The 20,154-nt window shown below is 45.9% G+C and carries 22 protein-coding genes; 5 read left to right on the forward strand and 17 right to left on the reverse strand.

The annotated features are described in order from the left end of the window. Positions 1-2: 2 nt before the first annotated feature. Positions 3-707 carry an ABC transporter ATP-binding protein gene (locus tag JaK3_RS05300; RefSeq protein WP_068321702.1) on the forward strand — a complete coding sequence of 235 codons (705 nt, stop codon included), beginning with the start codon at positions 3-5 and terminating at the stop codon, positions 705-707. On the opposite strand, the gene JaK3_RS05305 is transcribed toward JaK3_RS05300, so the two are convergent. Next, entirely contained in the window at positions 704-1,207 is a 504-nt protein-coding gene (locus tag JaK3_RS05305; protein WP_068321704.1) for a YqaA family protein, read from the reverse strand. The genes JaK3_RS05300 and JaK3_RS05305 overlap by 4 nt on opposite strands. A gap of 201 nt (positions 1,208-1,408) precedes the next feature. Between JaK3_RS05305 and JaK3_RS05310 the strand changes: the two genes are divergently transcribed. After that, positions 1,409-2,578, forward strand: coding sequence for an acyl-CoA dehydrogenase family protein (locus JaK3_RS05310; RefSeq protein WP_068321707.1), 1,170 nt, complete (start codon positions 1,409-1,411; stop codon positions 2,576-2,578). A 12-nt stretch (positions 2,579-2,590) separates the two neighbouring features. After that, positions 2,591-3,775 carry a CaiB/BaiF CoA transferase family protein gene (locus JaK3_RS05315; protein WP_068321711.1) on the forward strand — a complete coding sequence of 395 codons (1,185 nt, stop codon included), beginning with the start codon at positions 2,591-2,593 and terminating at the stop codon, positions 3,773-3,775. Here JaK3_RS05315 and cls read toward each other — a convergent pair. The 3 genes from cls to JaK3_RS05330 are packed head-to-tail and all read right to left on the reverse strand — an operon-like array spanning position 3,772 to position 6,196. Continuing rightward, on the reverse strand, positions 3,772-5,247 hold the full coding sequence (gene cls, locus JaK3_RS05320) for a cardiolipin synthase (RefSeq protein WP_068321714.1): 1,476 nt from the start codon (positions 5,245-5,247) through the stop codon (positions 3,772-3,774). The two genes, JaK3_RS05315 and cls, sit on opposite strands and share 4 nt — an antisense overlap. Continuing rightward, positions 5,244-5,957, reverse strand: coding sequence for an endonuclease/exonuclease/phosphatase family protein (locus JaK3_RS05325; protein ID WP_240480893.1), 714 nt, complete (start codon positions 5,955-5,957; stop codon positions 5,244-5,246). Before JaK3_RS05325 ends, cls begins: the two co-directional genes overlap by 4 nt. A gap of 38 nt (positions 5,958-5,995) precedes the next feature. Next, on the reverse strand, positions 5,996-6,196 hold the full coding sequence (locus tag JaK3_RS05330; protein WP_068321724.1) for a (2Fe-2S)-binding protein: 201 nt from the start codon (positions 6,194-6,196) through the stop codon (positions 5,996-5,998). A gap of 66 nt (positions 6,197-6,262) precedes the next feature. On the opposite strand from JaK3_RS05330, the gene JaK3_RS05335 reads away from it, so the two are divergent. Continuing rightward, positions 6,263-6,958, forward strand: coding sequence for an ABC transporter permease (locus JaK3_RS05335; RefSeq protein WP_068321727.1), 696 nt, complete (start codon positions 6,263-6,265; stop codon positions 6,956-6,958). Continuing rightward, entirely contained in the window at positions 6,951-7,658 is a 708-nt protein-coding gene (locus JaK3_RS05340; RefSeq protein WP_068321730.1) for an ATP-binding cassette domain-containing protein, read from the forward strand. The genes JaK3_RS05335 and JaK3_RS05340 overlap by 8 nt, the downstream gene beginning before the upstream one ends. On the opposite strand, the gene JaK3_RS05345 is transcribed toward JaK3_RS05340, so the two are convergent. The 13 genes from JaK3_RS05345 to JaK3_RS05405 form a co-directional block, all read right to left on the reverse strand. Continuing rightward, the gene (locus JaK3_RS05345) at positions 7,659-7,961 is read right to left on the reverse strand and encodes a hypothetical protein (protein WP_068321733.1); all 303 of its coding nucleotides are present in this window, start codon (positions 7,959-7,961) and stop codon (positions 7,659-7,661) included. Between the two features lie 3 nt (positions 7,962-7,964). Continuing rightward, positions 7,965-9,026: a formate dehydrogenase subunit gamma gene (locus JaK3_RS05350; RefSeq protein ID WP_068321736.1), complete on the reverse strand. Its 1,062-nt coding sequence runs from the start codon at positions 9,024-9,026 to the stop codon at positions 7,965-7,967. Positions 9,027-9,073: 47 nt separating this feature from the next. Next, positions 9,074-9,310 (reverse strand): hypothetical protein, encoded by a 237-nt coding sequence (locus JaK3_RS05355; RefSeq protein WP_068321739.1) that lies wholly within the window; start codon positions 9,308-9,310, stop codon positions 9,074-9,076. Continuing rightward, entirely contained in the window at positions 9,310-9,966 is a 657-nt protein-coding gene (gene fdh3B, locus JaK3_RS05360) for a formate dehydrogenase FDH3 subunit beta (RefSeq protein WP_068321742.1), read from the reverse strand. Before fdh3B ends, JaK3_RS05355 begins: the two co-directional genes overlap by 1 nt. Before the next feature lie 27 nt (positions 9,967-9,993). Beyond that, complete coding sequence (locus tag JaK3_RS05365; RefSeq protein WP_068321744.1) at positions 9,994-12,972, reverse strand: formate dehydrogenase subunit alpha; 2,979 nt, start codon at positions 12,970-12,972, stop codon at positions 9,994-9,996. Between the two features lie 55 nt (positions 12,973-13,027). After that, positions 13,028-13,249, reverse strand: a complete 222-nt coding sequence (locus JaK3_RS05370; RefSeq protein ID WP_068321747.1) for a hypothetical protein — start codon at positions 13,247-13,249, stop codon at positions 13,028-13,030. Positions 13,250-13,364: 115 nt separating this feature from the next. Next, positions 13,365-14,015: a TorD/DmsD family molecular chaperone gene (locus JaK3_RS05375; protein ID WP_068321751.1), complete on the reverse strand. Its 651-nt coding sequence runs from the start codon at positions 14,013-14,015 to the stop codon at positions 13,365-13,367. Continuing rightward, on the reverse strand, positions 14,008-16,101 hold the full coding sequence (locus tag JaK3_RS05380; RefSeq protein WP_068321755.1) for a 4Fe-4S binding protein: 2,094 nt from the start codon (positions 16,099-16,101) through the stop codon (positions 14,008-14,010). The genes JaK3_RS05375 and JaK3_RS05380 overlap by 8 nt, the downstream gene beginning before the upstream one ends. Before the next feature lie 11 nt (positions 16,102-16,112). After that, the gene (locus tag JaK3_RS05385; RefSeq protein WP_068321758.1) at positions 16,113-16,691 is read right to left on the reverse strand and encodes a DUF3306 domain-containing protein; all 579 of its coding nucleotides are present in this window, start codon (positions 16,689-16,691) and stop codon (positions 16,113-16,115) included. After that, positions 16,691-17,206, reverse strand: coding sequence for a DUF3305 domain-containing protein (locus JaK3_RS05390; RefSeq protein WP_240480894.1), 516 nt, complete (start codon positions 17,204-17,206; stop codon positions 16,691-16,693). Before JaK3_RS05390 ends, JaK3_RS05385 begins: the two co-directional genes overlap by 1 nt. A 32-nt stretch (positions 17,207-17,238) precedes the next feature. Beyond that, positions 17,239-18,327, reverse strand: a complete 1,089-nt coding sequence (apbC, locus tag JaK3_RS05395) for an iron-sulfur cluster carrier protein ApbC (RefSeq protein WP_068321763.1) — start codon at positions 18,325-18,327, stop codon at positions 17,239-17,241. 129 nt (positions 18,328-18,456) lie between these two features. After that, positions 18,457-19,398, reverse strand: a complete 942-nt coding sequence (locus tag JaK3_RS05400; protein WP_420865687.1) for an inorganic phosphate transporter — start codon at positions 19,396-19,398, stop codon at positions 18,457-18,459. A gap of 80 nt (positions 19,399-19,478) precedes the next feature. Next, positions 19,479-20,126 carry a DUF47 domain-containing protein gene (locus JaK3_RS05405; protein WP_068321769.1) on the reverse strand — a complete coding sequence of 216 codons (648 nt, stop codon included), beginning with the start codon at positions 20,124-20,126 and terminating at the stop codon, positions 19,479-19,481. Positions 20,127-20,154 lie beyond the last annotated feature (28 nt).

The raw sequence follows: 20,154 nt of genomic DNA on the forward strand, positions 1-20,154 counted from the left end.
TTATGTTGCGTGTAGAGAATTTAAACGCCTGGTACGACCGCAGTCACGTCTTGCAAGGTGTGTCACTCCAAGTTAATAAAGGTGAAATCGTCACCCTGATGGGTCGTAATGGTGCTGGTAAAACCACTACCCTGCGCTCATTAATGGGCCTGCTTTCCAAGCGTCAAGGTAAAGCTGAAATTGATGGCACTTCATTTTTAGATCTACCGGCACATGAACGCTTTCACCTTGGTTTAGCGTATGTTCCAGAAGATCGCCGTATTGTTCCTGGCCTCACCGTAAAAGAAAACTTAGAGCTTGGCGTGATCGCTAAAAAGAATTCTGGCGACATGGCTGCACTAGTTGATGAAATCGCTGAAACTTTTCCTAGACTAAAAGAGCGCCTTCATCAGGACGGCACCTCTATGTCAGGTGGCGAGCAGCAGATGCTAGCGATCGCTAGAGCCATGATTGGCAAGCCTAAAGTGATTTTGCTAGATGAGCCTTCAGAGGGAATCATGCCGGTTTTGGTTGATGAAATGTTTGAGTTATTTGCCAAACTAAAGCAAGAGGGCCTAACAATTCTTTTAGTGGAGCAAAACGTCCAGCAAGCCCTAAAAATTTCTGATCGTGCTTATATTCTGGATCAAGGCGAGATTGTGTTCCACGATACCGCCCAAAATCTCTTAAACAATGATGAAATTCAGCAAAAGTACTGCGCGGTTTAAATCAAATGCAACCAACGACCTAATTGATGCCAAAAACTATCTGGCACCAAAGTCAGGAGCCAGGTAAACATAATGAAGCGCAGTAGCTTACCTATAAACATATAAATCAAGCATGGTTGCCAGGGAAGCTTTAACCATCCCGCCGCCAAACATAAGGGGTCGCCAAGACCAGGAAGCCAAGAAAGTAACAACAGCTTGGGGCCCCAACCTTCTAGCCAACGCTTGAGGCGACTATTGCCAGGCCCATCCATTGCCTTAAAACTATTGCGAGCGACGACTCCAAGCCACCAATCCACCATTCCGCCCAATGTATTGCCAACTGTGGCAACCATAATCGCAAGCCAGAATAAGTGGGGATTTAGAGTGATGTAGCCAAACAAGATAGGCTCGGAACCTGCTGGTATTAATGTAGCGGAAATAAATGCACTAATAAATACCGCTGGCAATCCTACGGATGGCATCCCAAACCAGGCAAAGAAATGCTCGAACATATGCTCCATTAAGACCAAGCCTCCATGGCATAGGGGCACAAGCAGATGGGCACAATCCACTGGCTTAGGTTGCTGGCAATTATGGTGCCTTCGTTTGCTCTCATAGAGTCTATTTTGCCTTGTTTTGGTTAGGATCCAAGATTTCTAAATCTTGCTTAAACTAACGTCTGTACGAGCAGTTAAACCATAAAACTTATAAATTGAGATTCCATGAGTTACCCCATTCCAAAGCCTGACCAATATCAAGAAATGCGCGAAGCATTACGTGACCTCTGCGGCTCTTTTGACTCCGCTTACTGGCAAAAAATTGATCACGAAAGAGGCTATCCAGAAGCTTTTGTGGATGCGATGACCAAAGCTGGATGGTTAGCTGCCCTCATTCCAGAAGAATATGGTGGATCAGGCTTAGGCCTTGCCGAAGCTTCCGTCATCATGGAAGAGATTAATTTTTCTGGCGGCAATTCAGGCTCATGCCACGGGCAGATGTACAACATGGGCACCTTGTTGCGCCACGGATCAGAAGCCCAGAAAAAAATGTATCTCCCCAAAATTGCATCAGGAGAGTTGCGCTTGCAAAGCATGGCTGTAACTGAGCCGACAACGGGGACTGATACCACTAAATTAAAAACCACCGCAGTTAAAAAGGGTGACAAGTATGTGGTGAATGGCCAAAAGGTTTGGATTTCCCGCATTCAACACTCTGATCTGATGATCCTGCTGGCTCGCACAACCCCTATCAGTGAAGTGCAGCGTAAATCAGAAGGTATGTCGATCTTTATTGTGAATCTTGCTGATGCTATTGGCAAAGGCATGGAGGTTCGGCCAATTGCCAACATGGTCAATCATGAAACCAATGAAGTATTTTTTGACAACTTAGAAATTCCTGCTGAAAACCTCATTGGCACCGAAGGTCAGGGCTTTAAATACATTTTGGATGGATTAAATGCAGAACGCGTCTTAATTGCTGCTGAATGCATAGGTGATGCTTACTGGTTTATTGATCGTGCCCGTCGTTACGCCAATGACCGAGTCGTATTTGATCGGCCTATTGGCAAAAACCAAGGCATTCAATTTCCGATCGCAGATAGCTATATTGAAACTGAGGCAGCCAATCTTATGCGCTTTAAAGCTTGTGAGCTATTTGATAATCACCAACCTTGCGGCCCAGAAGCCAATATGGCTAAGTACCTTGCAGCCAAAGCGTCTTGGGAGGCTGCTAACGTGTGTTTACAAACTCATGGCGGTTTTGGCTTTGCCAATGAATATGACGTTGAACGTAAGTTTAGAGAAACTCGCCTCTATCAAGTGGCGCCAATTTCAACTAATTTGATTTATTCCTATATTGCCGAACACGTTCTTGGTCTACCAAGATCTTTCTAAGAAATCACCCATATGAGCATTCGCCCACTAGATGGCATTACCGTTGTTTCTTTGGAGCACGCTATTGCAGCACCCTTTTGCACTCGCCAACTCGCTGATTTAGGAGCGCGCGTGATTAAAGTTGAAAGGCCTGGAGGTGGTGATTTTGCTAGAGGATATGACACCCAAGTGGATGGACTTAGCTCTCACTTTGTTTGGGTGAATCGCTCTAAAGAAAGTTTGGCTTTAGATCTAAAGCAGCCGGCAGCAATCGCCACACTCAAGAAACTGCTTAAGACAGCGGATGTCTTAGTGCAAAACTTAGCTCCTGGAGCTGCAGCCCGCATGGGACTTACTGCAGAGGTTTTGCAAAAAGAAAATTCCCAACTCATTCTGTGTGACATCTCGGGCTACGGTAATGATGGTCCCTATCGCGATAAAAAAGCTTACGATCTATTGATTCAGAGTGAGGCTGGCTTCTTATCGGTTACGGGTACCCCAGAAACCCCAAGCAAGGCCGGCAACTCAATCGCTGATATTGCAGCTGGCATGTATGCTTACACTAATATTTTGGCCGCCCTACTGCAAAGAGGAAAAACTGGCAAAGGCTCGGTGATTGACATCTCGATGTTGGAGTCGCTAAGCGAATGGATGAGCTTCCCAATGTATTACGCCTATAAAGGTGCGGAGCCACCACCAAGAAATGGTGCGTCACACGCAACTATCTACCCATATGGCCCCTTCAAAGCAGGCGACGGCAAGACTGTCATGCTGGGACTTCAAAACGAACGCGAATGGGCGCAGTTTTGCGAGACAGTTTTAGAGAATCCCGCGCTAGCTCAAGATGAACGCTTTGACCGCAACTTCAAACGTAACGAAAAACGTGCTGAACTCCTAGAAATCATTAATGCTTGCTTTAGCAAACTCAGCTCAGAGCAACTAATCGCTCGATTAGAAAAAGCACAAATTGCAAATGCCCATCTCAATGACATGGCGGGCCTTTGGAAGCATGAACAACTGAAAGCTCGCAATCGTTGGACTGAGGTTGACACGCCGAATGGCTCGATAGCCGCCCTTTTACCCCCAGGCCTCAATGACAGTTACGACTATCGCATGGATCCTATACCTGCTGTAGGACAGCATACTGACGCCATCCTTAAGGAGCTCGGAATGTCAGAGTCTGAAATAGCGTCTATGCGAGTTAGCGGAGCAATTTAAAGCAGCGGTGAAGTAAGGTGTGCGGCATTCTCCAGGTAACGACGCCAGGTTGGTCGTTTTGCCCAGGCTTTTGGATCAACATAATCTGCTTGCGCCAAATAAGATTCAATTAACTTCTCTAATTTGGTACAGAAATCTACGTTATAAACAATGAGGCTGATTTCAAAATTAAGACGTAGGCTACGTTGATCAAAATTTACAGAGCCAAAAATGGCAATGCGCTTATCAATTAATAAGCTCTTGGTATGCAACAAGCCGCCATGGAACTCCGCAATAATGACTCCAGAGTTCATCAAATCCTCATAGAAGCTCTTGCTACTCCAAGCCACTAGAGTGGAATCATTGAGCTTAGGAACGATTAAGGTAACCTTGACACCTCTGGCTGCCGCAGCCATCAGCGCCTGGATTAAACCATCATCCGGACCAAAATAAGGCGTAGTAATAGTCAACTCCTCACGGGCATCCAAGATGGCTGACAGCAAGACTTGATAAAGAATATCGTCACGGTAAACAGGACCCGAAGAGAACTCTTGAGCTAAAGCCGCACCTTCATGAGGTGATGCTGGCGGCTCGCGATCTTTAAAGTTAGTAATGTTGGGGTTATCAACACTCCAATCAAATGCAAAGGTCAGCTCGAACTGAGAGGCCACAGGACCCTCAATGCGAACCATCGCATCCACCCACTCACCTACGCCTGAATCCTGCTTGAATGTGCGTGGATCAACTAAATTCATGCTACCCGTCCACACTACGGCGCCATCAATAACAAATATCTTGCGATGTAGACGCAAATCGGCACGACGGAACTGAAAACGACCAATCTGAATCGGCAACGCCTCGGTTACCTCAATCCCAGCCTTACGAAAACGTGCCGGCCATGAAGACTTAAACCAATCTTTGCTACCCAGAGAATCCAGCAATACACGACAGGCAACGCCGCGCTGAGATGCCGCAATCAAGGCTTCACAAACTCTATCGGCATCGCCGCCTAAAGCCCAAATATAAAACTCAAGGTGCAAGCTTTTTTTGGCGTTATTAATCTCATCAATAAAATTTTGTAATATTTTGAGTGAATTGGTATGCAATTCGATCTTGTTCCCAGCTACCACTGGTGAGCCATTTTTGGACTCAGCCAAAAGACTAAGGGCTCTTCCCTCAACCGGCAACTTCTGCCTATCAGCCGCAAACTGCTGGCGCATTGTCTCGGTAATTTTTTCATACTCGCGATTCATGCGAACAATCTTGCGGGTAAGCTTTCGGCCTACAGGTCTTTCGCCTATCAGAACATACAAAGCGATTCCTAAAATAGGTACTAATATTACGATTAGAAACCATGCGAATGCTACACCTACTGGTCTTCTAACTGAGACTAAATGAATACCAAACAAAAGCACAATAAAGGCATGTACGATTGGAACCCATATTAGAGAGAATCCAAAAACGGATCCAAAAATAAAAGCAATAATATTCATAGAAGTTCCAATTCAGCAGTAATGCCTAGATGATCTGATAGCTTTAGCCATTCATGCAAAATTTTTGCAGAATGAATTTTTAATCCACGCACATAAATCCTATCCATAGGAAGTAATGGCTTCACACTCGGAAAAGTTTTCGCCGGCGAGCCGGTGAGCACTTCAAATACCTCATCAAAACCAGCGGCTTTCATAGGTGCGCTCACGCGATTGCGCCAATCGTTGAAGTCTCCTGCAACGATCGTGGGTCCATCTTGCGTCAAATCTTGAATATGTCGAATGATCGTCTCCAGCTGTCGCTCCCTGCCGCGTTCAAAGAGCGCCAGATGCACACAAAAGCAATGAATAGGCTTATCGATACCTTCTAACCTAGTAATGCTGTGCAACAACCCACGACCCTCAAAGCGATATGCTGAGATATCGTAGTTATTTCCTTTTTGCTGTGGATGTCTAGAAAGAATCGCATTGCCATGATGCCCATCACGATATTCCACATTCTTTCCATAATGCCAATGCTGCCAAAAATCCTCGGAGAGAAAGTGAGTTAACTCTGTCAGCGGCCATTGCTCAAAGCGCCTTAATCTTCCTCGATGCTCCTGCTGCAATTCTTGCAAAAAAAGGAGGTCTGGATAATGACTGCGCATTTTCTGGCGCAACTGATAAATCGTGGCATGACGATGTAAGGGCGACAAACCCTTATGAACATTCATACTTAAAACTGTAAAACGGGAAGAGTTAACTGGGCTCATTAAAACTGCCCTGCAGCGCGTTGACGACGAACGCGTGCCAAATAGATTTCACCTTCGACCAATTCTTGGCACTGCATACATTTATTGCATATTGAAGCCTGCTCCCGCAGCTCATCAATAGAGTCGATCGGGTGAGCATCCAAATACTCACGCAAATCCACGTCGAGGACCTCATTGCAGAGGCAAACCACTTCAGCCATAAGTCGAAAATAGGGAAATCAATCGCATTACAGCCATTTTGCCATTGCCTTGATAGAATCTAGCGCATGTTGAAAGCTTTCCAAGAGGCCCTTTCTTTACTCGTCCAGCTAGATGGCGCAGTTTTGGGTATCGTTCTGGTCTCCCTACAGGTAAGCCTGAGCGCCCTCTTGATTGGCACACTTTTAGGTCTGCCTATTGGCGCCCTTCTGGCAACCGAGCAATTTACCGGCAAAAAGACAATCATTGTGACCCTCAATACCTTGATGGGCGTGCCTACAGTGATAGTTGGGGTTCTGGTATATCTCATGCTATCCCGCACAGGCCCCCTGGGAGCTTGGGGCTGGCTATTTACGATCAAGGGTATGGTTGTGGCTCAGACCCTGCTCACGACCCCTCTAATTGCGGCTCTAAGCCGACAAATCCTCGAGGATTCTTGGAGAGTTCATAGAGACTCCTTTCTGAGCCTAAAACTACCCCCACTCTCACGTTTCAAGTGGCTTTTATGGGATTGCCGGTTTTCCCTGACGATTGCCGTACTTGCTGGTTTAGCCAGGGCAATCTCTGAGGTGGGAGCAGTCATGATTGTGGGTGGCAATATCGATCGCTCCACCAGAACTATGACCACAGCCATTGCACTAGAGACGAGCAAAGGGGATTTACCTTTAGCCCTCGCCCTCGGCATAGTACTGCTGATGATTGTCCTACTGGCTAATTTATTTACGTTTGCAGTACGCCAAGTCGCGGAGCACCGCTATGGTTAATGCAGTTGAAAATTTTGAGAAGTGTATTGAACTCAAAGACATCATCGTCAAGAGTAATGGCAGAACAATTCTCAATATTCCACATGCCATCATTCCTGCAGACAGAATTACTGCTTGTATTGGGCCGAATGGTGCTGGCAAAACGACTTTTCTCAAGGTGCTTGATGGCCTTATCAAACCGGATAGCGGCACTGTCACCTACTCCTTCAAAACTAAGACCTCATTAGTACTGCATCACACCCCGATGATAAAAGCTTCTACAGCCGCTAACATTGGGATCGTTCAAGATGTCGATTCAAGCATCACGAAAATGGATATCCAAAAGGTCATGGAGGAAGTTGGTCTCAGCAACTTAGCCAATAGTCCAGCACATCAATTATCTGCCGGCGAAAGACAAAAGCTATGCCTTGCAAGAGCCATTCTTCTTAAGCCGAATTTAGTTTTATTAGATGAACCCACCGCAAATCTTGATCCCAACACTACCGAACAGGTTGAAGACCTCATTCGAAAATTTGATCAGCACGGTGCAGATGTTATTTTTTCGTCCCACCAACTGGCGCAAGTTCAAAGACTAGCTCAGCACATCATCTTTATTGATCAAGGCGAGATAAAAGAAAAGGGACCCGTAGGCCCCTTCTTTAACAATCCTCAGACAAAAGCAGCTAAACGCTACTTACATCAAGAATTGCTATCCGACTAATTACTTAGCAGCAGGTGCCGCAGGCGTAGCTGGGACCGCTGGAGCAGCAGCTGCAGCTACCGGCGGAGTAAATGGTGGAGGCGCAGTACAAGCTCCTGGAGCTGGCGTTCCAGGGACTCTATATTGATCTGCAACCTTGTTTTGCGCCAAACACAATTTATAGGCACCCACTCTATCGCCATAAGCAGTTTTAGCTTTAGCCAAGGCCGCCGCTTCTGCCTGTTCAGGAGTCAATGGAGGTAACGCAGCAAATACTGCAGTACCGGCAAAAGCACAGAATGTGAAAGCAATGATTTTTTTCATGGCTTATCCCTTTTTATTGAGTTCGTCATACCAGAGCTCATGGTGCTCTTTAGCCCAAGTAGCATCAACATAACCAGTTTTCATACCATCAATTGAGCCTTGCATACCGATAGTACCGATATAGATATGTCCCATCGCTAGTGCACTCATCAAGATCGCAGCACTGCTATGAATAATGTTGGCAATTTGCATGGTGCCACGTGTGTATTCAATAGTCATGAACGGCACAATCATATCGAGCACAAAACCTGAGGCTGAAATGAGGAGACCCAAGAATGTCATGCCAAACCAGAACCAGAATTTCTCACCGAAGTTAAAGAAACCAGCTGGGATATGTTTGCCATTCAAAATTCCACCGAAGTTCATGATCCAATTCATGTCCCCTTTGCCTGGAATATTCTTACTTACGAAGAGCAAGAAGAAGATCACGATACAGATCGTAAACAATGGTCCAGTGAAGTTATGAATATTCTTGCAAACGTCTAGGAAAGAACCATAAGCTGCTCCACCCATCAAAGGCATTGCAAAGTATTTCCCGTAAAGAATTAGCAAGCCAGTAAATGCCAAGGCTAAAAAGCTGAATGCCATCAACCAGTGCACCAAGCGATCAAAGGCGCTGAAGCGTTTGATTTTCACACCTGACATTGGCTCATGCAGCTTGATTGAACCCTTGATTGTGTACATTGCAACCACGCCAAAAAAGGCAAGCGCAAGCAACCAACCACCGTATACAGTAATAACACCGTTACGAATCACGCGCCATTGTTGACCAGAGCGCTGAATCAATACGCTAGCTTCTTTGTCTGGAATGCTGACATAGTTGTATGGATCGCTATTGGCGGAAGTGAAGATAGATGGGTTCGCTGGCTGTGCCTGTGCTTGCGTTCCATTGGCTAAAGCATTTGGATTAGCCGGTACAGACAATGGCGGAATATCTACTCCACTAGGGGATGGTAGAGGCGCCATCGGTGCGCGCTCCGCAAAACTCATCCCGCTTGCCAAAGTCAGCGACAAACCTGCGGTCACTACTAAAGCGCGTAGAACTTTTGAAAATGATCGTTTCATACACATGTCCTTAAACGTTTTCGTTTTATTTATAGTTATTTAGTTGATCACTTAACGCGACTGTATTCGTTTTGACCTTGGGTACGCTTGTCAACAGACTCAGTCCAACTAGCCTGATTACCTGGCGTCCAGTTCTTAGTCATAAAGCCATTATTAGCACCCATGTAAGGAGCTACGTCTGGACGTTTAGCAGCCTTAGCAGCAATTTCTGGAGGCTCAGAGCAAGCAGCCAACAACGTTGCTGCCACAAAACACAATCCGAGAGTTTTGAAATTAACTTTCATTATTTAGCTCCTGGAATTTTTGCAGCAGGCGTTGGTGTTGGCGCTGGTGTATCGGGACCACCGTAGGCAGTGGTCCAACCAAATGCTTTGGACCCTGGGTACTTACCATTCTTCTCACGCATCGCAACGCGATTATTAAAGATGCTAGAAATAATGTCGCTATCGCCACCAATCAATGCCTTGGTTGAACACATCTCAGCGCATAGTGGCAACTTACCTTCTGCCAAACGATTACGTCCATACTTCTCGAACTCAGCAACGCTGCCGTTTTCTTCTGGACCACCGCTACAGAATGTGCACTTATCCATCTTGCTACGAGTACCGAAGGCGCCTTTGCTCAAGAATTGTGGTGCGCCAAATGGGCATGCAAAAGAGCAGTAGCCGCAACCGATACAGATATCTTTATCGTGCAACACAACACCCTCGTCAGTGCGGTAGAAGCAATCTACTGGACATACCGCCATGCAAGGTGCATCGCTACAGTGCATACATGCAACTGAGACTGATTTTTCTTGGCCAATGATGCCGTCGTTCACCGTTACAACGCGGCGACGATTAACACCCCAAGGCACTTCGTTATCGTTTTTACAGGCTGTGACACAACCGTTGCATTCAATGCATCGTTCTGTGTCGCAAATAAATTTCATTCTTGCCATTGTGTTCTCCTGACTTTATTTTTTGACTTAGGCAAATTTTTCGATTTGGCACATAGTGGTTTTGGTCTCTTGCATCATCGTCACCTGGTCGTAACCGTAGGTAGTTGCAGTATTGACCGCCTCACCAAGAACCACTGGAGCTGCGCCTTCTGGGTAGTACTTACGCAGGTCATTGCCCTGCCACCAACCAGCAAAGTGGAATGGCACGAATGCAGTTCCTTGATCAACGCGCTCAGTAACTAATGCGCGAACCTTGATCTTGGCACCCGTTGGAGACTTAACCCATACGTAATCCCAGTTCTTAATGCCACGATCAGCTGCAGCCTTAGGATTGATCTCCACAAAGTTTTCTTGTTGAAGTTCAGCCAACCATGGGTTTGAACGAGTCTCATCACCACCGCCCTCGTACTCAACCAAACGACCAGAAGTCAAAATGATAGGGAACTTCTCGTATAACTTCTGATTCAAGTTTTGATCTTGAACAGTCTTATAGAGAGTTGGCAAGCGCCAGAAATTCTTCTTATCTGCAGAAGTTGGATACTTGCGCATCATCTTCTCGTTAGTGCTGTAGAGCGCTTCGCGGTGAATTGGAATTGCATCCGGGAAGTTCCAAACTACTGCACGTGCTTTTGCATTACCAAATGGATGGCAACCGTTTTTCATCACAACACGCTGAATACCGCCAGACAAGTCAGTCTTCCAGTTCTTACCTTCAGCAAGCTTTTTCTCTTCTTCAGTTAACTGATCCCACCAACCAAGTTTCTTCACGAACACGTGATCAAACTCTGGGTAGCCAGTAGTAATCGCAGAACCCTTAGAACAGGAGCCATCGCCAGCCAACAAGCTCACACCCTCACGCTCAACACCGAAGTTGGCTCGGAAGTTGCCGCCACCTTCCATCACACTCTTACTGGTGTCATAGAGATTTGGTGAACCTGGGTGTTTGATTGCGGCAGTGCCGTAGCAAGGCCAAGGCAAACCATAGTAATCACCAGTAGTGTCGTAACCAGTTACTGGGTCAACACCACCACGAGATTTGAGGGTCTTCGGATCAAACGTTGCAACCATTCTCATATGCGCTTTGAGACGCTCAGGAGTTTGGCCTGTGTAACCAATAGTCCAAACGGAGCGATTGATCTCACGCAAGATATCTTCAATCTGCGGCTCTTTCCATTGCTTACCAGCAAATTTAGAGTTGAGCATTTTGTAGTTCTTGGACAGCTCTTGACCAAATCCAAGACGATCAGCAAATGCTTGCATGATCACGTGATCAGGAACTGACTCAAACAATGGGTCGATGACCTTCTCGCGCCACTGTAAGGAACGATTGGACGCTGTCGCGCTACCGCAAGTTTCGAACTGAGTGGTTGCTGGCAATAAATACACGTTACGGTTTTTATTAACAACATCACCTTCTGCTGGAGGCATTGCTGCCATCGCCGCAGTCGCACTTGGGTATGGATCAACTACAACCAATAAATCTAACTTATTCATCGCGCGCTTCATATCTAAGCCGCGTGTTTGTGAGTTAGGTGCATGACCCCAGAAGAACAAACCTTTAACGTTAGTCTGCTGATCGATCATGTCGTTATTTTCTAGAACGGCATCAACCCAACGAGAAACGGTAGTGCCAGACTTCTCCATCATGTCCGGTGCATAACGACCTTTGATCCATTCGTAGTCAACACCCCAAACTGTTGCGTAGTGTTTCCATGAACCAGCCGCCAAGCCATAGTAGCCAGGCAATGAGTCTGGGTTAGGACCTACGTCAGTTGCACCTTGAACGTTATCGTGACCGCGGAAAATATTTGTACCGCCACCAGATTTACCAACGTTACCTAATGCCAACTGCAAGATGCAGGATGCGCGAACCATCGAATTACCAATGGTGTGCTGTGTTTGACCCATACACCATACAACGGTGCTTGGACGATTCTTAGCCATAGTTTCAGCAGCTTTGTACATTTGGGCTTCAGGTACACCACAAGCCTCTTCAACAGCAGCTGGAGTCCACTTCTCCATAACTTCTTTACGGATCTCATCCATGCCATAAACACGGTCATTGATGTACTTCTTATCTTCCCAGCCGTTTTTGAAGATGTGATACAGAAGACCAAACAAGAATGGAATGTCTGTACCAGAGCGAATGCGGATATATTGATCCGACTTCGCCGCTGTACGGGTGTAACGCGGATCAACCACGATCACTTTGCAACCATTCTCTTTGGCGTGCAACAAGCTCAACATAGAAACTGGGTGCGCCTCAGCAGCATTTGAACCAATGTACAAAGCAGCTTTGGCATTCATCATGTCGTTGTAGCTATTTGTCATTGCACCATAGCCCCAGGTGTTTGCAACACCGGCAACTGTTGTGGAGTGACAGATACGAGCCTGATGGTCTGTATTGTTTGTGCCAAAGAAAGAGACCCACTTACGGAGTAAGTAGGCCTGTTCGTTGTTGTGCTTTGATGAACCGATAAAGAACATTGCATCCGGAGAATATTTCTCACGAATGTTCTTCATCTGAGCAGTAATTTCGGTTAGAGCTTGATCCCAAGAAATGCGTTGGTACTTACCGTCAACCAACTTCATTGGATAACGCAAACGATAGTCACCATGACCATGCTCGCGCAATGAAGCACCTTTGGCGCAATAAGCGCCCATATTGATTGGTGAATCAAATACGGAGTCCTGACGAACCCACACACCATTCTCAACTGTAGCGTCTGTAGCGCAACCTACTGAACAGTGAGTGCAAATGGTGCGCTTCACTTCAATTTTACCTTTGCCGTCGAGCATTTCTTTACTTTGCTCTGCAGATGCTTTTTGCACAAAGCTCAATTGGCTAGCGGCGATACCAGCCCCAACGCCAACGCCTGAGCGCTTCAAGAAAGTTCGACGGTCCATTGTTGGAACCGCTGCTTTCAATCCGCGAGATAGGCTGCCTATCAAATGAGATGAAGAGCGACTGCTTTGTGGGGTATTTGATTTACGAGTCAGACTCATATGGTGTCCCTGAGAAAGTTTTTTTATTTATTGAATAACCAACAAGATCTAATACTTAAAGCTTTGTAGTTTCGTAGTACTTACGCATATGCGCAGTAATTTGCTGCCCATCATGATTTGGCTTTACTGTGCTGCCAATTTCTTGCATCACCGCTTTACCAACTGAAGTTTGAGAAGCCACCGCAACAGCGCCAACAGTGGCACCTGCGCCAATAAAAAATTTACGGCGTGATGGTTTGTTTTCTTCGCTTAAAGCAACATTTGTTTTAGTGCTCATGGCTTGCTCCTAATTAGTTTTTATTGATTTTGATCAAGTGTAATTGGTAATTGCATTTTTCGCATATCTTCATATCGAAATACGTATAAGGCTTACCCCCTATTGCGGTGCAGCATTAAATCATGTCAAAGCCCTGTCCCTCGATAGCCAGGAATTCTCTGGTTAACGCGGCAACCGGGTGATACAAATGCATCTCCGGAATATCTTGTATTGCATCGCACAATTCGTCATACCAGGGACGAATGTGCTCATTGAAAAAAACCCTTTGATTTGTAAGATTGGAGATTTCCACATCATCCCCAGCTATGAGGTATCGCATCACTTCGCAAAGCGCTGAGATGTGGTCCTCTGTTTCGGTAATTTCTTCTGCCGCTTCGAGTCCAAACTCTTGCAAAGCCCTGCGGATATTGACCAAAGGCTTCTCATTTAAGTGGCCAGCCATATAAAAGGATCCGTTCAACACCACATTAGGCTTGCCTACGCTTATGAAATTCAAGTCAAACTCCTCGTGCCAGGCTTTGGCGGGATTGTTTTTGGCAACCTCAACTACATCCATCCAAACCTTTGCCAAGGGAGCCTCGTCAGTAGCGTCATGTTGATCGGCCGTAGCAGCGATTTGATCTAAGAGCTCTTGATCTGGTGGTGACTGAAAAAACTGGGCAATCAGGCCATATAAATCAGCTCTTGCTAAATCCTCTGGTAATCCAACATCCCCCACTTCAGCTATTAAATTTTCTTTTGCAACTTCTTTAGAGGTTTCACTCATGTTCTTTTTTCACCATATCTACCACTCGACAATCACTACACATCTTTAATCGATCCATTGCCGCTCCAGCAAATGCCCCGTGTGTACCTAACTTTGTCAGCATCAAATCAACCATCTTGAGCGTTCCGAAAACTTTGCCGCAACTAATGCAATGAAAGGGTTGAGTTTCATTCAGAGTTACCTTTTGCTTACGCTGCTCTACAGTCCGCAAACGAGGGGCAAGAGTTAATGCATGCTCTGGGCAGGTTTGCGCACAAATTCCGCATTGAACGCACTGCTTTTCAATAAAGGAAAGGATGGGCTCATCAGGATTATCTAAAAGTGCGCCTTCAGGGCAACTGCTTACGCAAGACATACACAAGGTACAAGCATCTTTGTTGATCGTCAGTCCGCCTAACAATGAGGATGATGGAAGTGCAACACCCACTTCAGGCAAAGGTGTTTTAGCTTGCTTTTGTAAGTGCTCCAGAACTGCTTCGAGCGTTTCTCGCTTCTGATTCGACAAGCCCATGCTTGTGGGAGTGCAAATTGAATTTAGTGAGCCGCGTTGACGCAATGCACCCATTGCCTTCGATACCGTTGATAAATCATCGGTGGAGCTTGCCAATATCAAATGAATTCGCTCATCAAATCCATATGCTTTGAGAATACTATTCGCTAATCCTGCCTGCTCTTCGAGAGTAGATCGGTATGCCGGATCTTCATCCCCGCTTAGCAACAAAATGACTTCAGCAAAACCATAGGACAACGCACCTAGCCACAAGTCCAAACCAGTCGAGGCAATGTGCTCAATACCATAAGGGATAACAAATGCTGGAAGGCCTTCAAACTGCTTTGGCATGATGTGCGAGGATCTACCCAAGCCATCAATCATTTGAGTACCAGCTTTTAGAGTGTGCAATAGCAAACTAGGTGCCATAGCTTGATTGATCTTTTTAGCTTCAGCTGTAAATATATTCGCTACTGTTTTTAATTCTTTACCCTGATGAGAAACACTCGGATAGTTGTAGCTCATGGCACCAGATGGGCAGGAGTTAGCACAAGCGCCACAGCCCATACATAGATTTGGGTTTACTTCTACAGAGCCCTGACCATTTTTAAAGATGGAACCAATAGCGCCGGTTGAGCAAACATCAATACAAGCACTACAACCGACTTTGCCGTTGCGACCATGCGCGCAAACCTTTTCGTTATAAGTAAAGTATTTGGGCTTTTCAAACTCACCCACCATCTCGGTTAATTGATTAACTGCGAGCGCTTGATCGAGAGGATCATTGCCGGGAGCAAAATAACCCTGCGGAGTCTGACTCATGCGCATTTTTGGATCAGTACGTAAATCCAAAATCAAATCGAATTCAGAATTGCGTCCGCGTTCTTTTCGATCAAATGAGATAGCGCCAATACCAGCACAGGCAGTAACGCAGTCGCGATGAGATTTACATTTGTTCAAATTAATCTGGAAGGAGAGGTCAATAGCGCCCTCAGGACAAACCTCAACGCAAGCACCACAGCGGGTACACATCTCTGGATCAATTGGATTTTGCAGATCCCAGTCCACCGAAAAGTTACCGAGATATCCGTCTAGCTTTGTAACAGCGCCGGTGTAGATCGGGTAGCTTCTATTGAGTGGCAAATCGCCAGGCTCAGTACATAGAACGGATACATCCAAAGCAGAGCTTAATTTTTCTGCCCATGGAATTGCTTGAGATCCTGCACCAATAATCAACAACCTGCCCTGGCTTTCATAATTCACCACTGAAACTGGATCAGCCTCAGGCATATCAGCTAAAGCTAGCAGCGCAGCAATCTTGGGTCCCGATGTTTTTGCTTCTTGCGTCCATCCTGCAACTTCACGGATATTTACAAAACGTAATGGGGCAACGAGAGGTTTCTCAGCCTGATCCGCTAACTCACCAAATAGCGCAGCCTCTTGTGTACACGCCACCACTACAGAATCTGAGCCCTCCAGAGCCTTCAAAAAGGATCCGACCTCTTGCCTACACAAAGAAGTGTGCATCGGCACGCCGAGTGCTTTTGCATCCAAAGGCATGGTGCTATTACAGTTACAGACTAATTTTTGACTCATGCGCTATCTTCTTAAGTTTTTTTCTGTTCAGGCTCAGTCGAAGCATCTTTAGGGGCCTCGTCCAACTGGGCGGAGAGATTTGGTTGTTTGGATGTTAAATCACTTTGCTTTTGTGCATCCAAAGCGCCAGCCTCCAACTCAGGATTAGAGGCCTGAATCTCGGTTTGTCGAGAATCTGTGGTTACCTCTTTAGCAGAGTCATCAGCAGTCTTGCTGAAAAGATTCAGCATATCGCTCTGCACCATTCTTTCAAGCATTCCTGGCGGCAGTGGATCTGGTTTACTGTAATCATCAATATAGATGTCTAGACCATCCATGATGTTGAAATGGGGGTCTGTGAACATTTTCTTTAAAGCAGCCTGTTGAACAGTAGGATCGACATCCGGCTTCATAAAGGCAGAAAAATCGGGGTCAAAGCGATCGATCTTTGCAACATCGTCTAACGTAGGTAACGGCGGGGTCTCCTCTGCAGCTTGCTCAACAGAAGCCACTGGAGTCGCCTCTTTGGGCGCATCAGTTTTGTTCTCTACAGGATCTGCATCTAAACCCGCCTTGCGCTTAGACCAACGACCGAGAAACCCGTCAGCCATTATTCCTCCGCAGGGCGTTGCGCACCCTTAAATGATGCAGGCTTATGACGCTTTTTAGGCTCTGGATGATATTTTTCATTTACATACTCTTGTAACCAAGATGCATGTTGCTCACTCATGGGAACCGTATCAACTGACTCTCCACCATCAAGCAAGCGAGCGGCTTCGTTATAACTAACGCAAATACGATGTGGAACTGCGAATGATGATTCCGCCTTTGCTAATTCAAGAGATTGCTCGTCAACATAGCGCTCAATATCTTCCTCAAGACGCCACATCACAAACCAGCTTGGGGTTGTGGCAGAAACGTTGAGGTAGTAACCCTCAGCCTCATCAGGGAAAAGATCAAGTTCGTAGCCAGTAAATAACCAAGACTCTCCCTCGGCATCGCGCCCAAGAAACTGACCAGAAATAGCATTGCTTTGTTTACTATTAAATTGCCCTAAATCAGGCACCACTTCTTGAGGCGCCCAGCGGTAAGAAACCCATGGGTTATCTATATTTTGTTTACGCATTAATACAGCAAAGCGCATAAATGTTCAGGGCCTTAGGTGTTTTGAACAATAATGTTCGGAAATTTACTGCTCATATCTTTGGATAGAGTAGCAACACGGATAGCAACCTGTCTAGCAATGCCTTTATAAATCGCGCTAATTGCACCATCAGGGTCTGCAACCACTGTAGGACGCCCTGCGTCTGCCTGCTCTCGTATAGATAGATTCAAAGGTAGATCACCCAAGAAATCCACTCCATATTCTTTGCACATCTTTTGGCCACCGCCAGTACCGAATACATGCTCTTCGTGTCCGCATTTTGTACAGACGTAGGTACTCATATTTTCAATGATGCCAATGATAGGCACGCCTACCTTCTCAAACATCTTCAGACCTTTGCGAGCATCTAACAACGCAACGTCTTGAGGTGTAGTAACAATCACTGAGCCGGTAACAGGAACTTTTTGCGCCAGCGTTAATTGAATATCACCAGTACCTGGTGGCATATCCACAATTAAATAGTCCAAATCACGCCAACGGGTTTGACGAAGCAACTGCTCGAGAGCGGAAGTTACCATCGGACCACGCCAGACCATTGGGGCATCATCATCAATCAAAAAGCCAATTGAACTTGCCTGCAAGCCATAAGCCTCCATTGGCTCAATCGTATTCTCTTCAAGAGAGTCTGGTCTACCAGTAATACCTAACATCATTGGCTGACTTGGGCCGTAAATATCTGCGTCCAAAATGCCAACCTGCGCACCCTCGGCCGCTAGAGCTAAAGCCAAGTTCACTGCTGTTGTGGATTTTCCAACGCCGCCCTTACCGCTAGCAACTGCAATAATATTTTTTACACCCGGCAATAGCTTCACGCCACGTTGCACTGCATGCGCAACAATTTGACTGGAAATATTGACGCTGACATTTTTAACGCCAGACAATTCTCGTAGGGCGTTAATAACTGATTTGCGAATCGAATCAAACTGACTTTTGGCTGGATAGCCTAGTACGATGTCTAAAGAAATATCGCCATCTTCTACGCGGAGATTCTTTACATTTTTTGCAGTAACGAAATCAATCTTAGTATTAGGATCAACTAAGCCTTTGAGTGCTGCCTGGACTAACTCTGGTGTAACCGACACAACCTTCTCCTAATATGAATAAACCTAGAATGGGATTCTAGGTTTTGGTATTTTTCTTAATTAGCGCTAGCTTACTCGTAGCCGCAAATATTTGCTGAAAGAATCCTCAGCTACCCGCAATAAAGCGCTTTAGAAAATGAGCAGACTCAGATAATAGACCGCCATGGACATGAGCGCAGTTGCTGGAATGGTGAAGATCCACGCCCAAACGATGTTTCCGGCAACCCCCCAGCGAACTGCACTAGCCCTTTGAGTTGAGCCAACACCCACAATAGCCCCAGTAATCGTATGGGTAGTGGAAACGGGAATGCCAATTGCCGTTGCGGCAAATAAAGTAATTGCGCCACCAGTTTCGGCACAGAAACCACCCACTGGCTTAAGCTTAGTGAGCTTCTGCCCCATAGTTTTAACAATGCGCCAGCCACCAAACATCGTGCCCGCTGCAATAGCGATATAACAAGAAATAATTGTCCATGTAGGTGGCATCTTTGCACTAGCTTCAGCGTAACCAGTGATGATGAGTAAAAGCCAAATAATGCCGATAGTCTTTTGAGCATCATTACCACCGTGACCTAAGCTATAGGCACTTGCTGAAACTAATTGCAAACGACGGAACCAGCGATCTGTTTTGGCTAAGTTTGCATTTCGGCAAATCCACGCAACGATCAACATCATTAAAGAGCCGAGCAAGAAGCCAACAAACGGTGAAATGAAGATGAAGGAAACGGTTTTAATGATTCCTGACCAAACCAAGCCATCTGTGCCCGCTTTTGGTAATGCAGCGCCAACTAGACCGCCGATCAAAGCATGAGAGGAGCTTGAAGGAATACCGTAATACCAAGTAATCACGTTCCAAATAATCGCGCCCACCAAGGCGCCAAAGATCACATGTAAATCAACAGCTGCAGGATGAACAATTCCCTTACCTACAGTTGCAGCAACACTTAAATGAAAAATGAAGATGGCTAGAAAGTTAAAGAATGCTGCAAATACCACCGCTTGCTGCGGCTTCAAAACTCCAGTGGAAACTACAGTGGCAATAGAGTTGGCGGCATCATGAAAACCATTCATGAAATCGAATGCAAGCGCTAACGCTACTAAAAGCGCTACAACCCAAAAAGCTACTTCTATCGCTGGCAACTTAATTCGCCTTAAGAGTTTTCAAGAACGATGCCTTCAACCAAATTGGCAACGTCTTCACATTTGTCGGTAACTTCCTCGAGCAGCTCATAAATACGCTGGCACTTAATGAGTTCGCGCACTTCGATATCTTCGCGAAATAAGCGGGTAATCGCAGTAGATAAAAGGCGATCAGCCCCTGACTCCAAATGATCTATCTCGTCACAAGTCTTCAAAGCTGCTTTGGCGACCTCTGGATCAGAGATATCTTTTAACGTAGCAACCGCGTTCTTCATACTGATGCAGCACTGATTACACAGCTCTGCCATTTGCACCATTTCTGGGGTCATTTGCTTTACATCATATAAATGCATTGCCTCAGTACCGTTTTGCAATAAATCGGCTACGTCATCCATCGTATTGATGAGTGAAAAAATTTGATCGCGGTCGATCGGGGTAATAAACGTTTTGTGCAAACGACGATGCACTTCTTTTACTACGTCATCGCAAGCATGCTCTGCTTTATCAACATCTTGTGTGTATTTAGCACGCAGGGCTTCATCGTTGTAGTGCTCGACGAACTTTAAGAAAGATTCGGAGGCGGAGACGATATTGTTAGCGTGCTCATTAAAAAGCTCGAAGAAATTACCATCGTGAGGCATTAACTTACTGAAGAACATAAATCACGATCCTTTAGGAACAAAAACT

Source organism: Polynucleobacter yangtzensis, from assembly GCF_001595965.1.
Classification (GTDB): Bacteria; Pseudomonadota; Gammaproteobacteria; order Burkholderiales; family Burkholderiaceae; genus Polynucleobacter; species Polynucleobacter yangtzensis.

Bases quoted from the DNA above. Each gene is read 5' to 3' on its own strand.
- JaK3_RS05300 (WP_068321702.1), top strand. From the start codon at position 3: ATGTTGCGTGTAGAGAATTTAAACGCCTGGTACGACCGCAGTCACGTC.
- JaK3_RS05305 (WP_068321704.1), bottom strand. From the start codon at position 1,207: ATGGAGCATATGTTCGAGCATTTCTTTGCCTGGTTTGGGATGCCATCC.
- JaK3_RS05310 (WP_068321707.1), top strand. From the start codon at position 1,409: ATGAGTTACCCCATTCCAAAGCCTGACCAATATCAAGAAATGCGCGAA.
- JaK3_RS05315 (WP_068321711.1), top strand. From the start codon at position 2,591: ATGAGCATTCGCCCACTAGATGGCATTACCGTTGTTTCTTTGGAGCAC.
- cls (WP_068321714.1), bottom strand. From the start codon at position 5,247: ATGAATATTATTGCTTTTATTTTTGGATCCGTTTTTGGATTCTCTCTA.
- JaK3_RS05325 (WP_240480893.1), bottom strand. From the start codon at position 5,957: ATGAATGTTCATAAGGGTTTGTCGCCCTTACATCGTCATGCCACGATT.
- JaK3_RS05330 (WP_068321724.1), bottom strand. From the start codon at position 6,196: ATGGCTGAAGTGGTTTGCCTCTGCAATGAGGTCCTCGACGTGGATTTG.
- JaK3_RS05335 (WP_068321727.1), top strand. From the start codon at position 6,263: ATGTTGAAAGCTTTCCAAGAGGCCCTTTCTTTACTCGTCCAGCTAGAT.
- JaK3_RS05340 (WP_068321730.1), top strand. From the start codon at position 6,951: ATGGTTAATGCAGTTGAAAATTTTGAGAAGTGTATTGAACTCAAAGAC.
- JaK3_RS05345 (WP_068321733.1), bottom strand. From the start codon at position 7,961: ATGAAAAAAATCATTGCTTTCACATTCTGTGCTTTTGCCGGTACTGCA.
- JaK3_RS05350 (WP_068321736.1), bottom strand. From the start codon at position 9,026: ATGAAACGATCATTTTCAAAAGTTCTACGCGCTTTAGTAGTGACCGCA.
- JaK3_RS05355 (WP_068321739.1), bottom strand. From the start codon at position 9,310: ATGAAAGTTAATTTCAAAACTCTCGGATTGTGTTTTGTGGCAGCAACG.
- fdh3B (WP_068321742.1), bottom strand. From the start codon at position 9,966: ATGGCAAGAATGAAATTTATTTGCGACACAGAACGATGCATTGAATGC.
- JaK3_RS05365 (WP_068321744.1), bottom strand. From the start codon at position 12,972: ATGAGTCTGACTCGTAAATCAAATACCCCACAAAGCAGTCGCTCTTCA.
- JaK3_RS05370 (WP_068321747.1), bottom strand. From the start codon at position 13,249: ATGAGCACTAAAACAAATGTTGCTTTAAGCGAAGAAAACAAACCATCA.
- JaK3_RS05375 (WP_068321751.1), bottom strand. From the start codon at position 14,015: ATGAGTGAAACCTCTAAAGAAGTTGCAAAAGAAAATTTAATAGCTGAA.
- JaK3_RS05380 (WP_068321755.1), bottom strand. From the start codon at position 16,101: ATGAGTCAAAAATTAGTCTGTAACTGTAATAGCACCATGCCTTTGGAT.
- JaK3_RS05385 (WP_068321758.1), bottom strand. From the start codon at position 16,691: ATGGCTGACGGGTTTCTCGGTCGTTGGTCTAAGCGCAAGGCGGGTTTA.
- JaK3_RS05390 (WP_240480894.1), bottom strand. From the start codon at position 17,206: ATGCGTAAACAAAATATAGATAACCCATGGGTTTCTTACCGCTGGGCG.
- JaK3_RS05400 (WP_420865687.1), bottom strand. From the start codon at position 19,398: ATGAATGGTTTTCATGATGCCGCCAACTCTATTGCCACTGTAGTTTCC.
- JaK3_RS05405 (WP_068321769.1), bottom strand. From the start codon at position 20,126: ATGTTCTTCAGTAAGTTAATGCCTCACGATGGTAATTTCTTCGAGCTT.